The organism is Pseudomonas sp. ASL7 (assembly GCF_056680375.1).
In genome coordinates, this window is sequence record NZ_CM155279.1 from 5,695,694 (window position 1) to 5,714,116 (window position 18,423).

At 57.7% G+C, this 18,423-nt stretch carries 21 protein-coding genes; 6 read left to right on the top strand and 15 right to left on the bottom strand.

Features of this window, described 5'->3' with window-relative positions:
• Window positions 1–427 precede the first annotated feature (427 nt).
• The gene (locus tag AC1MDT_RS26260; protein ID WP_480419621.1) at window positions 428–814 is read right to left on the bottom strand and encodes a DUF6538 domain-containing protein; all 387 of its coding nucleotides are present in this window, start codon (window positions 812–814) and stop codon (window positions 428–430) included.
• A gap of 85 nt (window positions 815–899) precedes the next feature.
• On the bottom strand, window positions 900–1,655 hold the full coding sequence (cysZ, locus tag AC1MDT_RS26265; protein WP_480419622.1) for a sulfate transporter CysZ: 756 nt from the start codon (window positions 1,653–1,655) through the stop codon (window positions 900–902).
• 314 nt (window positions 1,656–1,969) lie between these two features.
• Here cysZ and trxB point away from each other — a divergent pair, with 314 nt between their 5' ends.
• The gene (gene trxB, locus AC1MDT_RS26270; protein ID WP_480419623.1) at window positions 1,970–2,932 is read left to right on the top strand and encodes a thioredoxin-disulfide reductase; all 963 of its coding nucleotides are present in this window, start codon (window positions 1,970–1,972) and stop codon (window positions 2,930–2,932) included.
• A 227-nt stretch (window positions 2,933–3,159) separates the two neighbouring features.
• Here the strand turns inward: trxB and AC1MDT_RS26275 are convergent, their stop codons facing one another.
• The 10 genes from AC1MDT_RS26275 to folM all read right to left on the bottom strand — a co-directional run bounded on the left by AC1MDT_RS26275 (window position 3,160) and on the right by folM (window position 11,371).
• Complete coding sequence (locus AC1MDT_RS26275; protein WP_480419624.1) at window positions 3,160–4,443, bottom strand: NAD(P)/FAD-dependent oxidoreductase; 1,284 nt, start codon at window positions 4,441–4,443, stop codon at window positions 3,160–3,162.
• A 163-nt stretch (window positions 4,444–4,606) separates the two neighbouring features.
• Window positions 4,607–5,440, bottom strand: a complete 834-nt coding sequence (locus AC1MDT_RS26280; protein WP_480419625.1) for a transporter substrate-binding domain-containing protein — start codon at window positions 5,438–5,440, stop codon at window positions 4,607–4,609.
• Window positions 5,441–5,486: 46 nt separating this feature from the next.
• Window positions 5,487–6,215, bottom strand: a complete 729-nt coding sequence (locus AC1MDT_RS26285) for an amino acid ABC transporter ATP-binding protein (RefSeq protein WP_414908830.1) — start codon at window positions 6,213–6,215, stop codon at window positions 5,487–5,489.
• A gap of 69 nt (window positions 6,216–6,284) precedes the next feature.
• Window positions 6,285–7,193, bottom strand: a complete 909-nt coding sequence (locus tag AC1MDT_RS26290; protein ID WP_480419626.1) for an amino acid ABC transporter permease — start codon at window positions 7,191–7,193, stop codon at window positions 6,285–6,287.
• 323 nt (window positions 7,194–7,516) lie between these two features.
• Window positions 7,517–8,767, bottom strand: a complete 1,251-nt coding sequence (locus AC1MDT_RS26295; RefSeq protein ID WP_480419627.1) for a 2-aminoadipate transaminase — start codon at window positions 8,765–8,767, stop codon at window positions 7,517–7,519.
• Between the two features lie 226 nt (window positions 8,768–8,993).
• Window positions 8,994–9,332 (bottom strand): HopJ type III effector protein, encoded by a 339-nt coding sequence (locus AC1MDT_RS26300; RefSeq protein ID WP_480419628.1) that lies wholly within the window; start codon window positions 9,330–9,332, stop codon window positions 8,994–8,996.
• Window positions 9,325–9,621 (bottom strand): DUF1244 domain-containing protein, encoded by a 297-nt coding sequence (locus AC1MDT_RS26305; RefSeq protein ID WP_480419629.1) that lies wholly within the window; start codon window positions 9,619–9,621, stop codon window positions 9,325–9,327. The genes AC1MDT_RS26300 and AC1MDT_RS26305 overlap by 8 nt, the downstream gene beginning before the upstream one ends.
• Before the next feature lie 68 nt (window positions 9,622–9,689).
• Window positions 9,690–10,061, bottom strand: a complete 372-nt coding sequence (folX, locus tag AC1MDT_RS26310; protein WP_059403284.1) for a dihydroneopterin triphosphate 2'-epimerase — start codon at window positions 10,059–10,061, stop codon at window positions 9,690–9,692.
• Window positions 10,062–10,063: 2 nt separating this feature from the next.
• Window positions 10,064–10,639, bottom strand: coding sequence for a GTP cyclohydrolase I FolE (folE, locus tag AC1MDT_RS26315; RefSeq protein ID WP_480419630.1), 576 nt, complete (start codon window positions 10,637–10,639; stop codon window positions 10,064–10,066).
• A gap of 21 nt (window positions 10,640–10,660) precedes the next feature.
• A complete protein-coding gene (gene folM, locus AC1MDT_RS26320; protein WP_480419631.1) occupies window positions 10,661–11,371 on the bottom strand; it encodes a dihydromonapterin reductase in 711 nt (236 codons plus the stop codon).
• 198 nt (window positions 11,372–11,569) lie between these two features.
• On the opposite strand from folM, the gene AC1MDT_RS26325 reads away from it, so the two are divergent.
• Entirely contained in the window at window positions 11,570–12,529 is a 960-nt protein-coding gene (locus tag AC1MDT_RS26325) for a MerR family transcriptional regulator (RefSeq protein WP_480419632.1), read from the top strand.
• A gap of 3 nt (window positions 12,530–12,532) precedes the next feature.
• Here AC1MDT_RS26325 and AC1MDT_RS26330 read toward each other — a convergent pair whose 3' ends face one another.
• Together AC1MDT_RS26330 and AC1MDT_RS26335 are read right to left on the bottom strand one after the other, a co-directional pair.
• On the bottom strand, window positions 12,533–13,138 hold the full coding sequence (locus tag AC1MDT_RS26330; protein WP_480419633.1) for a hypothetical protein: 606 nt from the start codon (window positions 13,136–13,138) through the stop codon (window positions 12,533–12,535).
• 54 nt (window positions 13,139–13,192) lie between these two features.
• The gene (locus AC1MDT_RS26335; RefSeq protein ID WP_480419634.1) at window positions 13,193–13,669 is read right to left on the bottom strand and encodes a PAS domain-containing protein; all 477 of its coding nucleotides are present in this window, start codon (window positions 13,667–13,669) and stop codon (window positions 13,193–13,195) included.
• Between the two features lie 153 nt (window positions 13,670–13,822).
• Here AC1MDT_RS26335 and AC1MDT_RS26340 point away from each other — a divergent pair, with 153 nt between their 5' ends.
• From AC1MDT_RS26340 to AC1MDT_RS26355, 4 genes are all read left to right on the top strand, one after another.
• On the top strand, window positions 13,823–14,278 hold the full coding sequence (locus AC1MDT_RS26340) for a flavodoxin (RefSeq protein WP_480419635.1): 456 nt from the start codon (window positions 13,823–13,825) through the stop codon (window positions 14,276–14,278).
• 205 nt (window positions 14,279–14,483) lie between these two features.
• The gene (locus AC1MDT_RS26345) at window positions 14,484–15,266 is read left to right on the top strand and encodes a class II aldolase/adducin family protein (protein ID WP_480419636.1); all 783 of its coding nucleotides are present in this window, start codon (window positions 14,484–14,486) and stop codon (window positions 15,264–15,266) included.
• Entirely contained in the window at window positions 15,266–16,168 is a 903-nt protein-coding gene (locus tag AC1MDT_RS26350) for an alpha/beta fold hydrolase (RefSeq protein ID WP_480419637.1), read from the top strand. Before AC1MDT_RS26345 ends, AC1MDT_RS26350 begins: the two co-directional genes overlap by 1 nt.
• 208 nt (window positions 16,169–16,376) lie before the next feature.
• Window positions 16,377–17,288: an SDR family oxidoreductase gene (locus AC1MDT_RS26355; RefSeq protein ID WP_480419638.1), complete on the top strand. Its 912-nt coding sequence runs from the start codon at window positions 16,377–16,379 to the stop codon at window positions 17,286–17,288.
• A gap of 76 nt (window positions 17,289–17,364) precedes the next feature.
• On the opposite strand, the gene AC1MDT_RS26360 is transcribed toward AC1MDT_RS26355, so the two are convergent.
• A complete protein-coding gene (locus AC1MDT_RS26360) occupies window positions 17,365–18,132 on the bottom strand; it encodes an N-acetylmuramoyl-L-alanine amidase (protein ID WP_480419639.1) in 768 nt (255 codons plus the stop codon).
• Window positions 18,133–18,423 lie beyond the last annotated feature (291 nt).

An 18,423-nucleotide genomic window follows, 5' to 3' on the forward strand; every position in this document is an offset into this window, starting at 1 on the left:
ATAACCAATGGACGCCATACTTTGGAAACTTTGCCCGCAAAGCCATCGGATACCTTGATCAACGGTGGAAATAGACGAGATTCTTGGTCTTTCCCGTTCACCAGCTCCAAAATGCCGAGCTTCAGCAGGGCGTCATGCAATGGCACATCGCGTCGGCTTCCTTCGGTTTGGACGACCCTAAACGTTTGTGGATACGCGACGCACTCAGCGGGCTGAGTTCGATCAAACCCGCATCGACACCAAAAGAAAATACGGATGAAAGACGGGCGATGATCAGTCGAATCGGAGACGTTGCCAAGGGCGTATTGCCGTGTTTCACAACGGACTTAGTTAGCTTTTCGGCAAAATCCTGGATGTGCTTCTGTCCAATTTCCGTTATGCGGGGTCGCCCCTTAGGGTGGCGAATCGATCAACGGACCTCTTGTAGTCAACTGTATGGCGACGGACTACGTGTGCAGGTCACCAATGATTCCACGTACGGAAGAAACGTTTCTGAGAACCTGAGAGGGCTTTGGCTGGTTGAACTGGTGGTTTCACATGTGGGGGGTGCGTGCGTACAGCTCGCGATTGAGAAGGAATTAGAACGCGGTGCAGGGGTTAGGCCCGAATTGTCGCTGCGCACCTGTTGGAAAAAGCGCTCTGACTTCGCATAGGCGATGGCAAATGCGGCCTTGGCTTGGTGGTGGTTTCGTGTGTTCAGCGAACGGCGAATTTCAGTTTTGCCGATCACCTGTCGGATGTCATCCGGCACCCTGCGTCGTAGGTAATAGATACCCGAATCAGGGTGCCGGAACGGTTGTGCTATCAGTGCCATGTGTACCAGCCTTGTGTATCAGTTGGCTGGGAAAGGGCAGCTCAAGCTTGATTAGCGAGCGGGACTTCCTGTCAGTTCATGATGATCAGCGCCGCTCCACCACGAGGGCTTCTGCGCCGCGCTCACGCACCCAAAACAGCGTCGCCCCCGCCACAGCCGCTGGCATCATCAGAATGTTGACCACCGGAATCAGCAGCACCAAATAAACACTCCCGCCGAAACTCATGCTCTGCCAGCGCTTCTGCCGCAGCCAGGCGAGCATCTCGTTCCAGCCCAGTTTGTGGTTATCCGCCGGGTAGTCGATGTACTGGATCGCCATCATCCACACCCCGAACAGCAGCCACAGCGGCGCGGCAACGATGTTCACCACCGGAATGAACGAGAGGATGAACAGGCCGATGGCGCGAGGCAGGAAATAGCCGAGTTTGCGCATCTCCCGGCCCAGGGTGCGGGGAATCATGGCGATCAGCTCGCCCCAGCTGAAGGTCGGGAAGTCGTCGGTACCACGCACCACCACTTCGACTTTCTCCGCGAGGAAACCATTGAACGGCGCAGCAATGACGTTGGCGAGCATCGTGAAGGTGAAGAACACCATCAACACCACCAGCGCCACGAACAGCGGCCAAAGGACATAACTGAGGAAACTCAGCCACTGAGGCAGAGACGGCATCAGCGCATCGACCCACAAACTGAATTGGTGGCTGGCCAGATAGATCAATCCGACGAACAGCACCAGATTGATTGCCAGCGGTAACAGCACGAACAAACGCAGACCAGGACTCAGGACCAGTTTGAGGCCTTCGCGAAGGTATTGCGGGCCGGACAGAACGGGGGCGGGCATAACGTGCTCCGAGCAAAGGGAAAACGCGCCGACCTTACCGGCTTTGCCCGAGGTGCGAAAGCGCGGCAGCGGCATCGACATTAACTGTAACAAAGGCGTCTTTATATTCACTGTGTTGGGATAGAGACCACCTATGAGCTGGATTGTTAAACCGTATTTCCTTAATCTTCGCCCCCTCGATACGCTGCACCCATTCTTTTTACAGGACTGTCGGCTTCAAGCCTTCCTCAAGTGCTTTCAACGGTCCTTTTTATTCCCGCCGGCAACCCGGCGTTCCGCGCCCGGTGTTCAGGGCCGGTCAACAGGAGCAGGTCATGTCTGAAGTTCGTCATTCGCGAGTGATTATTCTCGGTTCCGGCCCTGCCGGTTACAGCGCTGCGGTCTATGCAGCCCGTGCCAACCTCAAGCCACTGCTGATCACCGGCATGCAGGCCGGCGGTCAACTGACCACCACCACCGAAGTCGACAACTGGCCGGGCGACGTCCATGGCCTGACCGGGCCGGCGTTGATGGAACGCATGAAAGAGCACGCCGAGCGCTTTGAAACCGAGATCGTTTTCGATCACATCAATGCCGTGGACTTCGCTGCCAAGCCATACACCCTGACCGGTGACAGCGCGACTTACACCTGCGACGCCTTGATCATCGCCACCGGCGCCAGCGCTCGTTACCTGGGCCTGCCATCGGAAGAAGCGTTCATGGGCAAAGGCGTGTCGGCCTGTGCGACCTGCGACGGTTTCTTCTATCGCAACAAGCCAGTGGCCGTGGTGGGTGGCGGTAACACCGCTGTCGAAGAAGCGCTGTACCTGGCCAACATCGCCAGCACCGTGACCCTGATTCACCGTCGCGAAACCTTCCGCGCCGAGAAAATCCTGATCGACAAGCTCAATGCCCGGGTTGCCGAAGGCAAGATCATCCTGAAGCTGAACTCGACGCTGGACGAAGTCCTGGGCGATAACATGGGCGTGACCGGTGCGCGTCTGAAAAACAACGACGGCAGCTTTGACGAGCTGACAGTCGACGGCGTATTCATTGCCATTGGCCACACCCCGAACACCTCGTTGTTCGAAGGTCAGCTGACATTGAAAGACGGCTACCTGGTGGTGCAGGGCGGTCGTGACGGCAACGCCACTGCGACCAACCTCGAAGGCATCTTCGCGGCCGGTGACGTGGCTGACCACGTTTACCGTCAGGCGATCACCTCGGCCGGCGCTGGCTGCATGGCCGCACTGGACGCCGAGCGTTACCTCGACGACTTGCAGAACGCCAAGTTCTGAGATCGCTGAAATAAGAAAACCGGCCTCGGCCGGTTTTTTTGTGCCCAAAGCAGAACTCTGTAGCAGCTGGCGAAGCCTGCGTTCGGCTGCGCAGCAGTCGTAAAATCAGAACTCGCGGTGCGTCAGGAAGACCATGCAAGCCGTATTTACGACTGCTGCGCAGCCGAACGCAGGCTTCGCCAGCTGCTACAGAGTTCGCCTTGCGGCTTAACCTTGGGTTGAACGGATTAACCGCGCAACCGCTCCTGGACGAAGTCCATCACCTTCAACGATTGATAAATGGCATTGGCGGCAACCCGTCCGAACGGTCCACCGTTCCAGTCCAGCAAGTACGGTTTGAACAGTTGATAACGCGCACTTTCCCCGCACACGGCTTCGGCGATCACCCGGCCGCCGATTGAACCGGTATTCAACCCGTGACCGCCAAATGAAGTGCAGGCCCATACACCGGGTTCCAGCAATCCCAGGTTGGGCATTTTGTTGGTGGAATAGCCCATCAGGCCGGACCAGGCCAGCTCGATTTTTACCGGCGCCAGTTGCGGGTAGACCGACACCATGTCGGCCTTGAGCATCGCCGCCAGGGCTTTTTCGTTCTGCTCGTTGCGGGTGGTGATGCGTCCGCCCCAGAGCAGACGGTCGCCCTCGACGATGCGGTAGTAGTCCGAAGCGCGGCGATCGTCGGAGAACGCCGCACTGGAATCGAGGACGCTTTTGATTGAGTCGCCCAGGTGTTCGGTCAACACCACATACGTGGCGATGGGCAGGTAGGCGCGGCTGAGTTTTTTCAGTTCCGGGCCGCCGTAACCTCCGGCGCAGAACACCAGGTCCTGACAGCGCACACTGCCATGAGCAGTCTTGACGATTTTGTCCGCGCCTTCGCGATGCCAGGCGAGCATTTTTGAGTGTTCAAAAATTCTTTCCCCAGCCGCTTCAATGGCCAGGGCCAGGCCCAGACAATAATTGAGTGGATGAAAATGCATGGCGTTCGGGTCTTCGACACCCTGGAAATAACGCTGGGTGTGCGCCCGCTCGCGGACCTGGGCGGTATCGAGAAAATTGAGCTCATAGCCGAAGTCGCGGCGCAGGGTGTCGATGTGGTTTTTCACGCCGACGCCGTCGTCGTAGCGTTTGACACGAATCGTGCCGGCAGTCGGTGCGCAACCGGACAGGGCCAGTTCGGTGATGTTGCGACGGACAATTTCCACACCCTCCACCGACATCTGGAATAACGCCTTGGCCTGTGTCAGCCCCAGTTTTTTGCGGATCGCCCCGGACCCTTCGGCCCAGCCGGGCGAGACCACGCCGCCATTGCGGCCGGACGCGCCCCAGGCCACCTGATTGGCCTCAAGGAGGATCACGCGTTTGCCGCGGCGGGTCAGTTCCAGCGCGGCAGTGAGGCCAGCGATGCCGGCACCGATGATGCAGACATCGCAGGTTTCGTCGGTGTTCAATTCGGACCTCGCCGCTCGGGGCAGCGAGGTTTGGGAATACCAGGTGGTGGGAAAGGACATGGTCAATCCTTGAGCAAATGGCCAATAAATTGACCGTACGCTAACCATTGTGGGAGCGAGCCTGCTCGCGAAAAATCGTAAGGACAATGGTGTGTATTCAGGCTGCACACGTCATCGTTAAAGTCCTTCGCGAGCAGGCTCGCTCCCACAGGTGGGGCGGTGGTTATTTGATGGTCGAGTAGTCGACGCCGTACCACTTGTCCGACAGTTTGGTCAGCGTCCCATCCTTGTGCATGGCCGCGATGATTTCACTGAGCTTGGCCTTGAGTTCCGGGTCACCCTTGTCGGTGGCCACGGCCAGCGGTTCGTAGAACACCACAGCGTTATCGACGGCCCGCAGCGGGTAACCCTTCTTGACGGCCGCGTCCAGTGTGCTGCGTTGAGTGAGGATGGCATCCATACGGGTACCGTCGCCCAGGCGCAGATCGTCCAGCGGTCCGACGGAACCGGAGTAAGTCTTCATTTTTGCGGTCTTTACGTCATACACGACCGGCGGAACGTCAGTCGTTTCAATCGCCAACGCCTGGCTGAAATAGTCCTCGGACGTGGTGCCGCCTTCGACGCCAATGGTTTTGCCATTAAGCGCTTTGTGGTCCGTGACCGAAGATTTGTTGTGTACGGCAAAAACGTAGGGAACGTAGTAATAGGTCCCTGGGAAATCGAGGATTCGCGCGCGGCTCTTGGTCGCGGTCATCGAGCCTACGGACACGTCCCAGGGGCCGTTCCACTTGCCGGCGGTAATCACATCCCAGTCGGGCGTAATGAACTTGGCCTCGACGCCAAGACGCTTGGCGATCTCTTTGGACACGTCGATATCGAAACCGTCGATTTCATTCTTGTCATTGATAAAACCCTGGGGTGGCCAGGTCGCCGAAGTGGCGACGGTCATCGTCTTGCTGCTCTGGATCTTGTCCAGCACTGCACCGGCATTGGCAGCACCGACGAACAACAGTGACAGTGCGGCGGCGAGGGTAATTGCGCTTTTTCTTCTGACCATGTCCATCTCCATGTCTCGTTATTGTTTTATGGGGGCAAAGCGGTCTTCAGTGACCGATGATTTGCGACAGGAATTTCTGCGCACGTTCGGTCTGTGGGTTGTTGAAAAACTCGGCTGGGGAGGCTTGTTCGATGACCTGGCCCTGGTCCATGAACAGCACGCGGTCAGCAACCTTGCTGGCAAAACCCATCTCGTGGGTCACGCAAATCATGGTCATGCCGTCGGTGGCCAATTCGCCCATTACGTCCAGCACTTCGTGGACCATTTCCGGGTCCAGCGCCGAGGTCGGCTCGTCGAACAGCATCACTTTTGGATTCATGCACAACGCCCGGGCTATCGCGACACGCTGCTGCTGGCCGCCGGACAATTGCGACGGGTACTTGTGCGCGTGCTCGGCGATTCGCACGCGTTCGAGGTAAACCTGGGCGCGTTTTTTGGCCTCGGCGGCCGACACGCCTTGCACCAGTTGTGGTGCCAGGGTCAGGTTGTCCATCACACTCAGATGCGGAAACAGGTTGAAGCTCTGGAACACCATGCCGATTTCGCTGCGCACGGCGCTGACACTTTCCGCTGCGCTGGTCAGCGTGATGCCGTTGACCTGGATGTGGCCTTTCTGAAAACTTTCCAGGTGGTTGATGCAGCGAATCATCGTCGATTTTCCCGAACCCGACGGTCCGCACACCACCAGGATTTCACCGCTGGCGACGTTCAGGTCGACATCGCGCAAGGCGTGAAAATTGCCGTACCACTTGTTCAGGCCGGTGATCGAAATCATCGAAGGGCTGACCTGCGCAGCAGGGGCCAGGTCGAGTCGTTCAGCTGTATTGGTCCGAGTCATCACGCATCAACCCCTTGCAGTGGGTCGGTTGACCCGTTTTTCGATTCGCGCCTGCCCCCGTTCGAGGATGAACGACAGGGCCCAGTAAATCATCGCGGCAGTGATCAGCATTTCCAGGTGGCGAAAGTCCGCGCGGCCCTGGGTCTTGGCCAGGTACATCAGTTCCCACACGCCGATCACCGACACCAATGAACTGTCCTTGAGCATGGCAATGAACTGATTGCCGGTGGGCGGGATGATCACCCGCAAGGCTTGGGGCATGATCACCCGGCTCAGGGTTTTGAACGGGCTGATATTCAGGGCCCGCGAAGCTTCCCACTGGCCGACCGGAATGCTCTGGATACCGGCACGGAAAATCTCGGTCATGTAGGCGCCGTAGCACAGTGACAGCGCGAGAATGCCGGCCGGCACTGCGTCGACCACATAGCCCAGTTGCGGCAGTCCCAGGTAAATCAGGTAGATCTGAATCAACAGCGGCACACCGCGAAAGAACGAGGTGTAGAACGAGGCGAGGGCATTGGCCAGACCGTTGTTCGACAACTTGGCCACTGCACCGATCAACGCCAGCACGAAGGCAAACACAATCACGACGGCGGAGATGTAGAGCGTGGTTGCAGCACCCTGGATGATGAGGAAGCCGATCTTGTCGAGAATGAAACTGTAGGAGAGGTCGAAGGTGTCGAAGAACGCCATAAACAGGATCAGCAGTTCGATCCACACCACCGTGGTCTGCACCTTGAACTTCAAGCGTCCGAGGATGTGAAAATTCAGCGTGCCCAGTACGGCGATTAACAGGCCAATGGCAATGTTGCGGGCGGTCAGGCTGTCCGGGGCATCGCCCAACAGTGGATGCAGGAAGTGACTGAGGGCGCTGTTACCCAGGTTCATCAGGTAGGCGCCGAGGAACAACACCACGGCTACGCCAAGCAGGAATTGAGGATCATTGGACTTTTTTTTATAAATTATATGTCGTGATACATGAAGGCCTCGGCTTGTAGGTGGTTACGATCTCGCTAAATGAAGTGGGTAATTGGCAGAATCTGTAGGAGCGAGCTTGCTCGCGATGGACTTCAGGGCAACGCATTTATCCAGAAAAGACGCGTTATCGTTAACGTCCATCGCGAGCAAGCTCGCTCCTACAAGGGGGCAGAGGGGTTTCGGTCAGTATTGCGGGGCAAAAACCGGGGCGACAAGCGAACATAATTCGCTATGTCAGTCCCGGATCGCGGTTTGCTTGTTCAGGAAAGCCTGGCCAGGCACGCCTCGAGAATATCCAGCCCTTCCTCCAACACTGCCGCTTCGGTGGTCAACGGTGCCAGGAGCCGAATGATGTGGCGCGATTTGCCGCTGGGCATCAGCAGCAAGCCCGCGTCTCGTGCCAGGGCCAACAGCTGTGTCAGCTGCGCCGAGGCCGGTGTGCCATCGGCGTTGATCAGTTCGATGCCGCGCATTGCACCGACGCCGGTCAGGCGCCCGAGACAGGGTGAAATCTTGCTGGCGCGCCAGGCTTCATAACGACTGACAATCGCTTCTTCCTGTTGCGCGCCCCAGGCTTGCAGGTTCGCGTCAGTCATTTCGTCCAGGGTCGCCAACGCTGCGGCGCAAGCGATGGGGTTGCCTGAATAAGTGCCGCCCAGGCCGCCCTTGGGCAGCGTGTCGAGCAGGGATTTGCGTCCTACAACCGCGCCCAGCGGCACGCCGCCGGCGATGCTTTTGCCCAGCAGGATCAGGTCCGGCTCGATGCCAAGTTGCGAAAAGGCAAAACGCTGCCCGGTGCGGCCAAAGCCGGACTGGATTTCATCGGCGATCAGCAGAATGTTTTTTTCATCGCAGAACTTACGCAGCGCCTGGGCGAACTCTACGTCCATCGCCAGGAAACCGGCTTCGCCCTGAACCGGTTCGACGATAAAACAGGCAACGTCATCGACGTCGATCTCGACGTTGAACAGTCGGTCCATGGCCTTTAGCGCCTCGGCGCAGGTTACGCCGTTGTCTTTACTGGGGAAGGGCAGGTGGTACACCGGTCCTGGCAGCACGCCGACTTTTTGTTTGTAGGGCGCGACTTTGCCGTTGAGGTTAAGGGTGGCGAGCGTGCGGCCGTGGAAGGCACCGTCAAAGGCGATGACAGCGGTGCGGCCGGTCGCGCCACGGACGATCTTCAACGCATTTTCCGCCGCTTCCGCGCCGCTGTTGGTGAGCATGCCGCTGACCGGGTAATCCACCGGAATGAACGCGCAGAGACGATCCATCAGTTCGATGTAGGGGGCATGCGGAGCGGCGTTGAACGCGTAGTGGGTCAGCCGGGTGGCTTGTTCGCGAATGGCGTCGACGATGCGCGGGTGGCAATGGCCGAGGTTCAACACCCCGATGCCGCCGACAAAGTCGATGTAGCGTTTGCCATCGGTGTCCCAGACCTCGGCATTTTTGCCGTGGCTGAGCGTAACGGGGTGCACGATGTTGATCGACCGACTGATGTTTTCGCTGCTCATAATGGCCTGACTCGGAAGAAGGGATGCTTCTTTTTATCTAAGCCGTGAGCAGAGGTGCCCGGCAAACGAAATAAAGTCGCCGGGTCAATCTTAAAAGTCGGGATGTGCGATTTCGGGTCTGTAGGAGCGAGCTTGCTCGCGAAAGACTTGAGCGCAAGGCGTTTATTTAGGACGAACGCGTTATCGTTAACGTCCATCGCGAGCAAGCTCGCTCCTACAGTTTTGACTAACGGCGGGTGAGAGGGAGCTGCGAGAACTTCACGCCGGCCAATCCATGGGCGATCAGCGCCCGGATGTTGCCGTGATCGCTGCCCTCTGGCGTGGCCACCACTGAGCGATAGTGCTCGCCGAACGCCAACAGCGCTTCTTCATTGCTCAGGCCTTCCAGCAGTGCCAGCCCCAACGTCTTGCACGAACCTTCGTTCTGCCCGGCGGCGTTTTCCACGCCGCCGTTGTTGAACGCCTGCGGCTGGTAGTCGTAACCGGCGGCGATGAAGGCCAGGGTGTCGGCGAAAGCGTGTTCGCCGCTGTTGAGGCTGGCGCGCAGGGTGTTCAAATCACTCATGGGGTTTTCCTTTGGCGAACGCCGCTTGTTGTTCGGCGCTGGCTTCTTGCTGATATTGGGCTTTCCACTCGGCGTACGGCATGCCGTAGACGACTTCGCGGGCGTCATCGAGGCTGACGTCGATATGGCGCTCGTCGGCGGCGGCCTTGTACCACTTGGACAGGCAGTTGCGGCAGAAACCCGAAAGGTTCATCAGGTCGATATTCTGCACATCCTTGCGGCTGTCCAGATGGGCGACCAGCCGGCGAAAAGCGGCGGCTTCGAGTTCCAGGCGTTGTTGATCGTTCATGGCGGGCTCTGTGCTTTTAAATCGTTGGCGGGATGATAAAAGCCTGGCGAACAATGCGCCAGACGCGGTCAGCGACTCGCGGCCAGGGTGATCGACACCGACTCGGCAAAGCGCAGGGCGTGGGGCTTGTCGACTTCGACTTCGGCGTACAACACCGACTCGTTGGCCATGACCAGATCGAGAATTTCCTGGGTCAGGCGTTCGAGCAGCGCGAAACGATTACCCTCCACGTGGGCGATGATCGCCTTGGTGATGGTTCGGTAATTCAGCGCGTGATCGATGTCGTTGTCACGCACCGCGTCCTGAGCCGCATACAGGATGGTCAGATTGATCAGCACATCCTGCTTGTTGAGAATTTCATCCTCGTTGATCCCGATGAAAGTGCGCAGGCACAGGTCCTTGACCCGGATGCGTGCCATTCCTGGTTGAAGTTGTGGCATTGCTACTTGCTCCGTCCAATCAATTGCAGGAACTCCTGGCGGGTGTTGCTCGACTCGCGGAAGGCGCCGAGCATCACCGAGGTGTTCATCGTTGAATTCTGTTTCTCGACGCCGCGCATCATCATGCACATGTGCCTGGCTTCGATGACGACCGCTACGCCAGCTGCGTCGGTCACCTGTTGCACCGCCTCGGCGATTTGCCGGGTGAGATTTTCCTGGATTTGCAGGCGGCGGGCGAACATGTCCACCAGTCGCGCAATCTTCGACAGGCCCAGCACCTTGCCCGTCGGAATATAAGCCACGTGGGCCTTGCCGATGAAGGGCAGCATGTGATGTTCGCAGAGCGAGTACAGCTCGATGTTGTCGACGATGATCATTTCATCGTTGTCGGAAGCGAACAGCGCACCGTTGACGATCTCTTCGACACTTTGTTCGTAACCATGACATAGATACTGCATGGCCTTGGCCGCGCGTGCGGGGGTGTCTTGCAGGCCTTCGCGGTCCGGGTTTTCACCGAGGCCGATGAGGATTTCGCGATAGCTCTGGGACAGTGAGTTCTGGGGCAGGAATAGCGTCATGAAACATCCTCGCGGGGCAACTTATTTAACGTGCCGTCCGCCGTTGACCGTCAGGGTCGTGCCGGTGACATAAGGGTTGTCGAGCAAATAACGCAGGCTTTGGTAGATCACTTCGCTGCCGGGCTCGATCCCCAGCGCGGACTTCGCCAGCGCCTTGGCGCGATACGCGGCGTTGTCGTCAGGCTTGAACAGTAGCAGGGCTGGCGCGATACCGTTGACCTTGATCGTCGGCGCATATTTTGCGGCAAAGGACAGGGTCAGGCTGTCGAGCCCGGCTTTGCTGGCGCAGTAGCCGATGTGCTGGCTGCTACCCTTGCGGGTCACGTCATCGCTGATGTGCACGATGTCGGCCGGGTTCGAGCGTTGCAGCAAGTCGGCGCAGTGCAAGTTGATCAGGTAAGGCGCCAGCATGTGCACATTGAACATGCGGATGAAGGCTGCGGCGTCGGTGTCCGGCGTTTCAGCCAGCCATTCGGAAGCGTTGTGAATGATCGCCCGCAGGTGATCGGTGTGGTTTTTCAGCTCGCTGATGAACGCGAAGATCCCTGCTTCGGTAGCGAAGTCCGCGAATATCGCAGTCGCCCCGAGGTCGCGCAGGGTCTGTACGCCGGGGCGTTCGCTGCGGTAACTGAAAATCACCGGATGGCCGTCTTCCAGCAATCGCTGCGCGCAGTGCAGGCCGACACGCTGGCCGGCACCGGTGATGAGAATCGGAGCGGAAGATGGGGTCATGAACGGCTCGCGTCACGGTAAGAGCAAAACTATACCAGCGCGTGACGGCATTCACCTATCGTGGGGCATCCTCTGTAGGAGCGAGCTTGCTCGCGATGGCGGTGTGTCAGTCAACAAACGTTGATCAATGGCTTGAATGGTCAGGGGACATGAGAGGTAGAATGGGATCCAATTGATCCCTGGACGTAGACAACCCTAATGCCTGTCCTGACTGACGTTGTCTCTGGTTTGTTGCCCGATCTTCCCCTCGAGCGGGAAGAGTTGTTTCCGATCCGAGAGGTGGCACGCCTGACCGGAGTCAACCCGGTCACACTCCGGGCGTGGGAGCGCCGCTATGGCCTGATCCAGCCCACGCGCACCGACAGTGGGCATCGTCTGTATTCGATGGCCGATATCGAGAAGGTCCGCAGCATCCTTGGCTGGATAGATCGCGGCGTTGCAGTGAGCAAAATTGGCAAGATATTGGCCAAAACCGAACCGCTCAAGGCGCTGGCGCCAATGATTCCCACTGAACTCGTACTCGCTGACTATGCCCAATGGCAACAGCAGGTTCAGGCGGCGGTGAGTGCGTTTGACGAGGTCAAGCTGGAGCAGGTCTATGGACAGATCTTTTCCAGTTACCCGCTGACCGTGGTATTTCAGGACATTCTGATTCCGCTCTGGAAGCAATTGATGCTGCGCCAGGAAGCGTTCGGTCAGACCAGCGAGTGGCTTTTCCTGGATGCTTTTCTGCGTTCTCGTGTGTTGCAACGCCTGCTGCTCGTGCGTGTCATGCAACCTCGGCGAGTGATTGTCTGCGCGTTGGCAGGTCAGTGTCATGAATTCGAGGTGCTGGTAACGGCGCTGTTTCTGAGCAGTGTCGATTCGGCGATTCAGGTGTTGGCGCTCAGTCAGCCATTCGACGAATTGACCCTCGTCTGCGAGCGGATAAAGCCCCAGGCGCTGGTGCTGTTATCCAATCATGCGCCTGCTACTGAACTGCCACGGCGTTTGAATCGCTTGGCGATGGGCCTTGATTGCCAGTTGTTTCTGGCAGGCGATGCGTCCGATCTGGCGCAGGCGAGCCTGGCCGGATCGTCGATTGGATGCTTGGGTAACGAAGCCGTGATGATGCGCCAGCGTCTGAAACAGTTCCTGGCAGGTAACCTGGATACTTGAGACTCAGAGATGCAGTGCGGGATGAGTCAACCGATGTTGCTGCAGGATGTACTGGCGCAGCCGCTCGGTTTCGTCGGTGTCACTCTGACTCAACTGGTAGGCGTAGAAACCATTCTCGGTTTCTTTCTCGAAAGTGCCGCGCAACGCGATCCGCTCATACCCTGATGGGCTGAACCACAAGGCGAAATGTTTTGGCGGTTTGGTCTTGTTGCGAACTTCCAGCAAAACCCCTTTGAACGACACTTCATGCACCCACATCGTGCCGGGATGGCCGCTGGCATTTTCCAGGGCTACCGGCTCTTCGAGTACCAGTCGCCATGGCCGGACCAACGGACCGTCTTCATAAATGCTGGGTACGCCGAGGCGTAAATGCAGGGCATGAAACTCGTCTTCCACCAGGTGCAGCGGAAAAGTCATTTGCTGGTTTTCGAAGTTGGCCTGGATGGTCACTTGCTCATGAGCCGCCAGGCGCGTGAGCAAATCACGGATCTGCGATCCACCGTTAACGAGCAGGCTCGACGTCGCATCCCGCACATTGAGCTGCGGGTTGTGCTGCATGGTCTGGATAAAATCCAGCTCATCCTGGGTCAGGAGTGCGTCGCGTTGCATGGCTTGCTCGAAAGGTTTAGTAACAAAGTCTTCGGTGATTGTAGTTAATGACCACTAATTCGAGGTTTTGTTTTTACCGTTCGTCGCTTTTATTGCGCAAAGTTCAGCCTGAAGGTCTGCCAATTGCGCTTCCAGTTGCGCCATTCGCTGCTGTGCCTTGACCTGAGCGGTGACGTCTTTCTGCACACCGACAAAATACGTCTGCCCATCGCTTGGGTTTTTCACTGTTGAAAGGGACAGTTCGTTCCAGAACGGCGTACCGTCCTTGCGATAATTTCTGAGGATTTCCCGGCAGGTGCCACCGTTGCTCAACGCCTCGCGAATCAATGCGAGCGCCTCTTGGTCCCGGTCTCCCGCCTGAAGAAAACGGCAATCCTGATAGAGGACTTCATCGCGGGTGTAACCGGTCAGGCGTTCGAACGCCGGGTTGACGTAAATCAGGATGTTGTCGTGTTCGCCTTCCTTTTCAGCAATCACGAAGCCGTCGTTGGAGGCGTTGATCACCATTTGCAGCAATTGGGCGTTGATCATGGGAGAGTCCTTTCCACATTGATTAAGGTCTGCAGTCTAGAAGAACACTGGGCAGTGTCTACTGGCCAGTGGCGCCAAATGAGAGCGGATCGCAGCTTTTTGGCTCTGGCTGTTAATATCCCCGTCCTTTAATGCAGCTTCAGGAACAGATTGATGAAAGTCGCCATCCTTTCCGGCTCGGTGTACGGCACCGCCGAAGAAGTCGCCCGCCACGCCGCGAACATTTTGAAAGCCGCTGGCTTTGAAACCTGGCACAACCCGCGTGCGAGTCTCGCCGATATTCAGGCTTTTGGCCCCGAAGCCTTGCTGGCGGTGACGTCGACCACCGGCATGGGCGAGTTGCCGGACAACTTGCAACCGCTGTATTCGATGATCCGCGATCAGTTGCCTGCTGCCTGGCGTGGCTTGCCGGGTGCAGTGATTGGCTTGGGCGACGCCAGTTATGGCGACACGTTCTGTGGTGGGGGCGAGATGATGCGTGAATTGTTCGGCGAGTTGGGCATTCGTGAGGTTCTGCCGATGCTGTGCCTGGACGCCAGCGAAAGCGTGACGCCTGAAACCGACGCCGAACCTTGGCTGGCAGAGCTGGTGACCGCGCTGCAGGGCTGACCGGCAGGGCGGCGCAGGTTTGTGACGGGGCGCCGGAAATGGCTCATGGAGGTATGTCTGGCGGCATAACTTTGACAGGGGGCACTCCCGTCCGCCCGCTGACTCGCACGGCCATCAAGCTGGCTGCCAATGCAACTACAACAACCTCGGGGGCTGACTAGACTGCTGTTACGTTAAAAACAATAAGAATCAGGAGGTCCTTGTCGTGAGCGTAACCCCCCTCCAATCCACCGACAATGTCAAAGACCGGGTCAGTGCCGCCGAGTGGCAGACCCGCGTCGATCTGGCGGCCTGCTATCGGCTGGTCGCCCTGCATGGCTGGGATGATCTGATTTTCACGCACATCTCGGCCAAGGTGCCGGGCACCGAAGACTTTCTGATCAACCCGTTCGGGCTGATGTTCCACGAGATGACTGCGTCGAGTCTGGTCAAGGTCGATCAGGCCGGCAACAAACTGATGGACAGCCCCTACGAGATCAATCCGGCGGGGTACACCATTCACAGCGCGGTGCACGAGGTTCGTCACGATGTCGCCTGTGTGGTGCACACGCATACGGCGGCCGGGGTCGCGGTGTCGGCGCAGAAGCAAGGCGTTTTGCCGATTAGCCAGCAGTCGTTGTTTGTTCTGTCCAGCCTGGCTTATCACGCTTACGAAGGCGTAGCGCTGAACCATGAAGAGAAGGCGCGCCTGCAAGCCGACCTTGGTGAAAACAATTTCCTGATGCTGCACAACCACGGTCTGCTGACCTGTGGCGCAACCATCGCGGATACGTTCCTGATGATGTTCACCTTTCAGCGCGCCTGCGATATCCAGGTGCTGGCGCAAAACGGTGGCGCCGAGCTGATCGCTATCGACCCGCAGATTCTGGCGGGCGCCAGGGCGATGATTGCCGGCGTCACCAAAAGTGCTCAAGGGATGGGTGGGGCACTGGCCTGGCCAGCGCTACTGCGCAAACTCGATAAACAAGACCCTGGGTATAAACTCTAATGCCACTCGCCGAGATCCCGCTGTGTGTCTGGCGCAAACGCGGCCAGACGTTCGTATTTCGTGGCCTGGCCATCCGTTACTGGACGGCGGGGCAGGGTGAGCCGCTATTGCTCATTCATGGTTTTCCGACGGCCAGTTGGGACTGGCATTACCTATGGCAGCCGCTGACGCAGCGCTATCGAGTCATCGCTTGTGACATGCTCGGCTTCGGTGATTCTGCCAAACCGATGAATCACGAGTACCGGCTGCTGGAGCAAGCCGATCTGCAACAGGCGCTGCTGGAACACTTGAAGGTCGAGCAACCGGTGCACGTGCTGGCCCATGATTATGGCGACAGCGTGGCGCAGGAGCTGTTGGCCCGGCATTACGAAGCGCGTATTCATATCGCCAGTTGCGTGTTCCTCAATGGCGGCCTGTTTCCCGAAACTCATCGCCCGATATTGATGCAAAAACTCTTGCTCAGCCCCTTGGGCTGGATGATCGGGCGAGCCTTTTCCCGTGACGCCCTGGTGAAGAGCTTTCAGCAGATTTTTGGTCCGGACAGCCGCCCCTCGGAAAGCGAGATGGACGATTTCTGGAGCCTGGTCGACAGCAATCACGGGCCCCGGATCTTGCACAAACTGATCGCCTACATCCCCGAGCGACGTGCCCAACGTGATCGCTGGGTCGCCGCCATGCAGCGCGGTGAGGTGGCGCTGCGGGTGATCGATGGCGAGGTTGATCCGATTTCCGGCGCACACATGGTCGAGCGCTATCGGCAGCTGATCCCGAACCCCGACACGGTGCTGTTACCCGGCATTGGCCATTACCCGCAGAGTGAGGCGCCGGGGCAGGTGCTCCAGCATTACCTGGAGTTTCGCGACCGGTTGATTTCAACGCCGCTCAAGATGGCCTGTTCTTGAGGCCTGAAAGATCGCAGACCTCGTTTCACTCTGTAGCAGCTGTCGAGTGAAACGAGGCTGCGATCTTTCCCCCATAACCTCAATCTAAAACGCCATCATCCCCTAGCCTTATCAAACACCATTCAGCCTCCGCCGTGTTCATTGTGACCCGCAGCGCCGTGCCTGACACTCGGACTCATTGTCCCCTTGGCCTGCTGGAGTCCCCCCAATGAACGAGTCTGTGCGCTTCGAAGATAAAGTCGTGATCATCACGGGTGCCGGTGGAGGACTTGGGCGGGCCCATGCCCTGCTGTTCGCCAGGCAGGGCGCCAAAGTCATCGTCAACGATCTCGGCGGTTCGGCGCAGGGTGAAGGCGCCAATGCTTCGGCGGCAGATCGCGTGGTGGCTGACATTCGCGAGGCGGGCGGCATCGCCGAAGCCAACCACGACTCCGTCACCGACGGCGAAAAAATCGTTCAACACGCCCTCGACGTCTTCGGCCGTGTTGACGTCGTGGTCAACAATGCCGGGATCCTGCGGGACAAGACCTTCCACAAAATGGAGGACGAGGACTGGGATCTGGTTTACCGCATTCATGTCGAAGGCGCCTACAAAGTGACACGCGCTGCCTGGCCGCACCTGCGTGAGCAAAACTATGGCCGCGTGATCTTCACCGCCTCGACCTCAGGCATCTACGGTAACTTTGGCCAGTCCAACTACGGCATGGCCAAGCTCGGCCTCTACGGCCTGACCCGCACCCTCGCCATCGAAGGGCGCAAGAACAACATCCTGGTCAACGCCATCGCCCCCACCGGCGGCACCCGCATGACCGAAGGCCTTATCCCGCCGCAAGTCTTCGAACAGCTCAAACCGGAGCTCGTCAGCCCATTGGTGGTGTACCTCGCCAGCGAGAACTGCCAGGAAACGTCAGGACTGTTCGAAGTCGGTGGCGGCTGGATGGGTAAAGTGCGCTGGGAACGCAGCCTGGGCGCCGGGTTTGATCCACGGGTCGGTTTCTCGCCGGAAGATGTCGCGGCGCATTGGCAGCAGATTTGCGATTTCGAGGGGGCGGCGCATCCAAAGGACAACATAGAGGCGCTCAAGGAAATGATGGGGAACTTGAAGAAATATTCGCTTTAAAAAAACCAGCAAGGTCAGTGTTCTCGACCTTGCTGCGCTTTGAAATCAGGACCTGAAGTCTGGTGTGCAACGGTCATCAAGGAAAATACTTGTGAACCAATGCCGCCAGACGCGCGGCCGTTTGCGTATCCATGATCCCGTCGTAAGTTTCCGGGCGAAAGTGCAATTGAAATGCTCGAACAAGTTGTGTGAAGCCTTGTTCGGTTGATGCGTCGGAAACGTCGTAACCGTAAGTCTTGAACAACGTCAGTAATTGGGTTCGGGTGGGAATACCGGTTTCATTGTATTGCTGCAGATAGGTATCCCGGGTGGCCTCGTCGAACCAGGCGCCGATACCTTTCATATGAAGTGCATGCCAGGGAAATTTCGGACCAGGGTCACTTTTCCGGCCTGCCGCAATATCGGAGTGCCCCAGAACACGGGTCGGGCTGATATCCGGGTAGCGTTCAAGGATGTTCAGCGCCAATTCTTCAATCGCGCAAATTTGCTCTGGCTGATAGGGCGGAAAGTTGAAAACCCCTTGGTTAAACGTTGCAAGGTTGACGATTTCAATGCCGATGGACGTGTCGTTCAGATTGCTGCGATTGCCCCACTGGCTGATGCCCGCATGCCATGCGCGATGGGTTTCGTCGACGAGATTGAAGACTTCCTGCCCGGTATAGCCTGCTTTGATATAGCTCGGGTCAGTGATGTCGGGAACCAGATAATGGGCGCTGACATTCGGCCCGGTCAGTGCATTGACCGAACTGGAGAAGTTACCGGCCGTGTAGTGAAAAATTAGAAAACGTATTCGATTGTTGAAACTTTTAGTGGCACGATGGTTGTTGTAATTAATAGGTTTCATGAGGGATTACTCACAATGAATTAGGTTGAAGTCCGCGTGCTAATACCAATAATGGCTGGCTTGCAATTAACCTTATTCGATGTGGCGCTTCGCGTGCTTACATAACCCTGTAGGCACTCTCTGCAGTGTGTGTAGGCAGTAGCTGGAGCAACTCCCTACAAAAACCATCGCCCATAAAAAAGGCCGCTGCAAACGCAGCGGCCAAAGTAAGACGTTAAATCAAGGAGCTACAAATCAACGTCTGTGTACACCGGGTGATGAGCTGAAAATCTTCAACGCATCTGAAATCTG

What these genes read in the sequence shown, in the direction of transcription:
- AC1MDT_RS26275 (WP_480419624.1), bottom strand. Translation starts at nt 4,443, where the DNA reads ATGTCCTTTCCCACCACCTGGTATTCCCAAACCTCGCTGCCCCGAGCG.
- folM (WP_480419631.1), bottom strand. Translation starts at nt 11,371, where the DNA reads ATGACCCCATCTTCCGCTCCGATTCTCATCACCGGTGCCGGCCAGCGT.
- AC1MDT_RS26325 (WP_480419632.1), top strand. Translation starts at nt 11,570, where the DNA reads ATGCCTGTCCTGACTGACGTTGTCTCTGGTTTGTTGCCCGATCTTCCC.
- AC1MDT_RS26350 (WP_480419637.1), top strand. Translation starts at nt 15,266, where the DNA reads ATGCCACTCGCCGAGATCCCGCTGTGTGTCTGGCGCAAACGCGGCCAG.
- AC1MDT_RS26300 (WP_480419628.1), bottom strand. Translation starts at nt 9,332, where the DNA reads ATGAGTGATTTGAACACCCTGCGCGCCAGCCTCAACAGCGGCGAACAC.
- AC1MDT_RS26340 (WP_480419635.1), top strand. Translation starts at nt 13,823, where the DNA reads ATGAAAGTCGCCATCCTTTCCGGCTCGGTGTACGGCACCGCCGAAGAA.
- folE (WP_480419630.1), bottom strand. Translation starts at nt 10,639, where the DNA reads ATGACGCTATTCCTGCCCCAGAACTCACTGTCCCAGAGCTATCGCGAA.
- trxB (WP_480419623.1), top strand. Translation starts at nt 1,970, where the DNA reads ATGTCTGAAGTTCGTCATTCGCGAGTGATTATTCTCGGTTCCGGCCCT.
- AC1MDT_RS26355 (WP_480419638.1), top strand. Translation starts at nt 16,377, where the DNA reads ATGAACGAGTCTGTGCGCTTCGAAGATAAAGTCGTGATCATCACGGGT.
- AC1MDT_RS26330 (WP_480419633.1), bottom strand. Translation starts at nt 13,138, where the DNA reads ATGCAACGCGACGCACTCCTGACCCAGGATGAGCTGGATTTTATCCAG.
- AC1MDT_RS26360 (WP_480419639.1), bottom strand. Translation starts at nt 18,132, where the DNA reads ATGAAACCTATTAATTACAACAACCATCGTGCCACTAAAAGTTTCAAC.
- cysZ (WP_480419622.1), bottom strand. Translation starts at nt 1,655, where the DNA reads ATGCCCGCCCCCGTTCTGTCCGGCCCGCAATACCTTCGCGAAGGCCTC.
- AC1MDT_RS26285 (WP_414908830.1), bottom strand. Translation starts at nt 6,215, where the DNA reads ATGATTTCGATCACCGGCCTGAACAAGTGGTACGGCAATTTTCACGCC.
- AC1MDT_RS26335 (WP_480419634.1), bottom strand. Translation starts at nt 13,669, where the DNA reads ATGATCAACGCCCAATTGCTGCAAATGGTGATCAACGCCTCCAACGAC.
- AC1MDT_RS26305 (WP_480419629.1), bottom strand. Translation starts at nt 9,621, where the DNA reads ATGAACGATCAACAACGCCTGGAACTCGAAGCCGCCGCTTTTCGCCGG.
- folX (WP_059403284.1), bottom strand. Translation starts at nt 10,061, where the DNA reads ATGCCACAACTTCAACCAGGAATGGCACGCATCCGGGTCAAGGACCTG.
- AC1MDT_RS26280 (WP_480419625.1), bottom strand. Translation starts at nt 5,440, where the DNA reads ATGGTCAGAAGAAAAAGCGCAATTACCCTCGCCGCCGCACTGTCACTG.
- AC1MDT_RS26260 (WP_480419621.1), bottom strand. Translation starts at nt 814, where the DNA reads ATGGCACTGATAGCACAACCGTTCCGGCACCCTGATTCGGGTATCTAT.
- AC1MDT_RS26295 (WP_480419627.1), bottom strand. Translation starts at nt 8,767, where the DNA reads ATGAGCAGCGAAAACATCAGTCGGTCGATCAACATCGTGCACCCCGTT.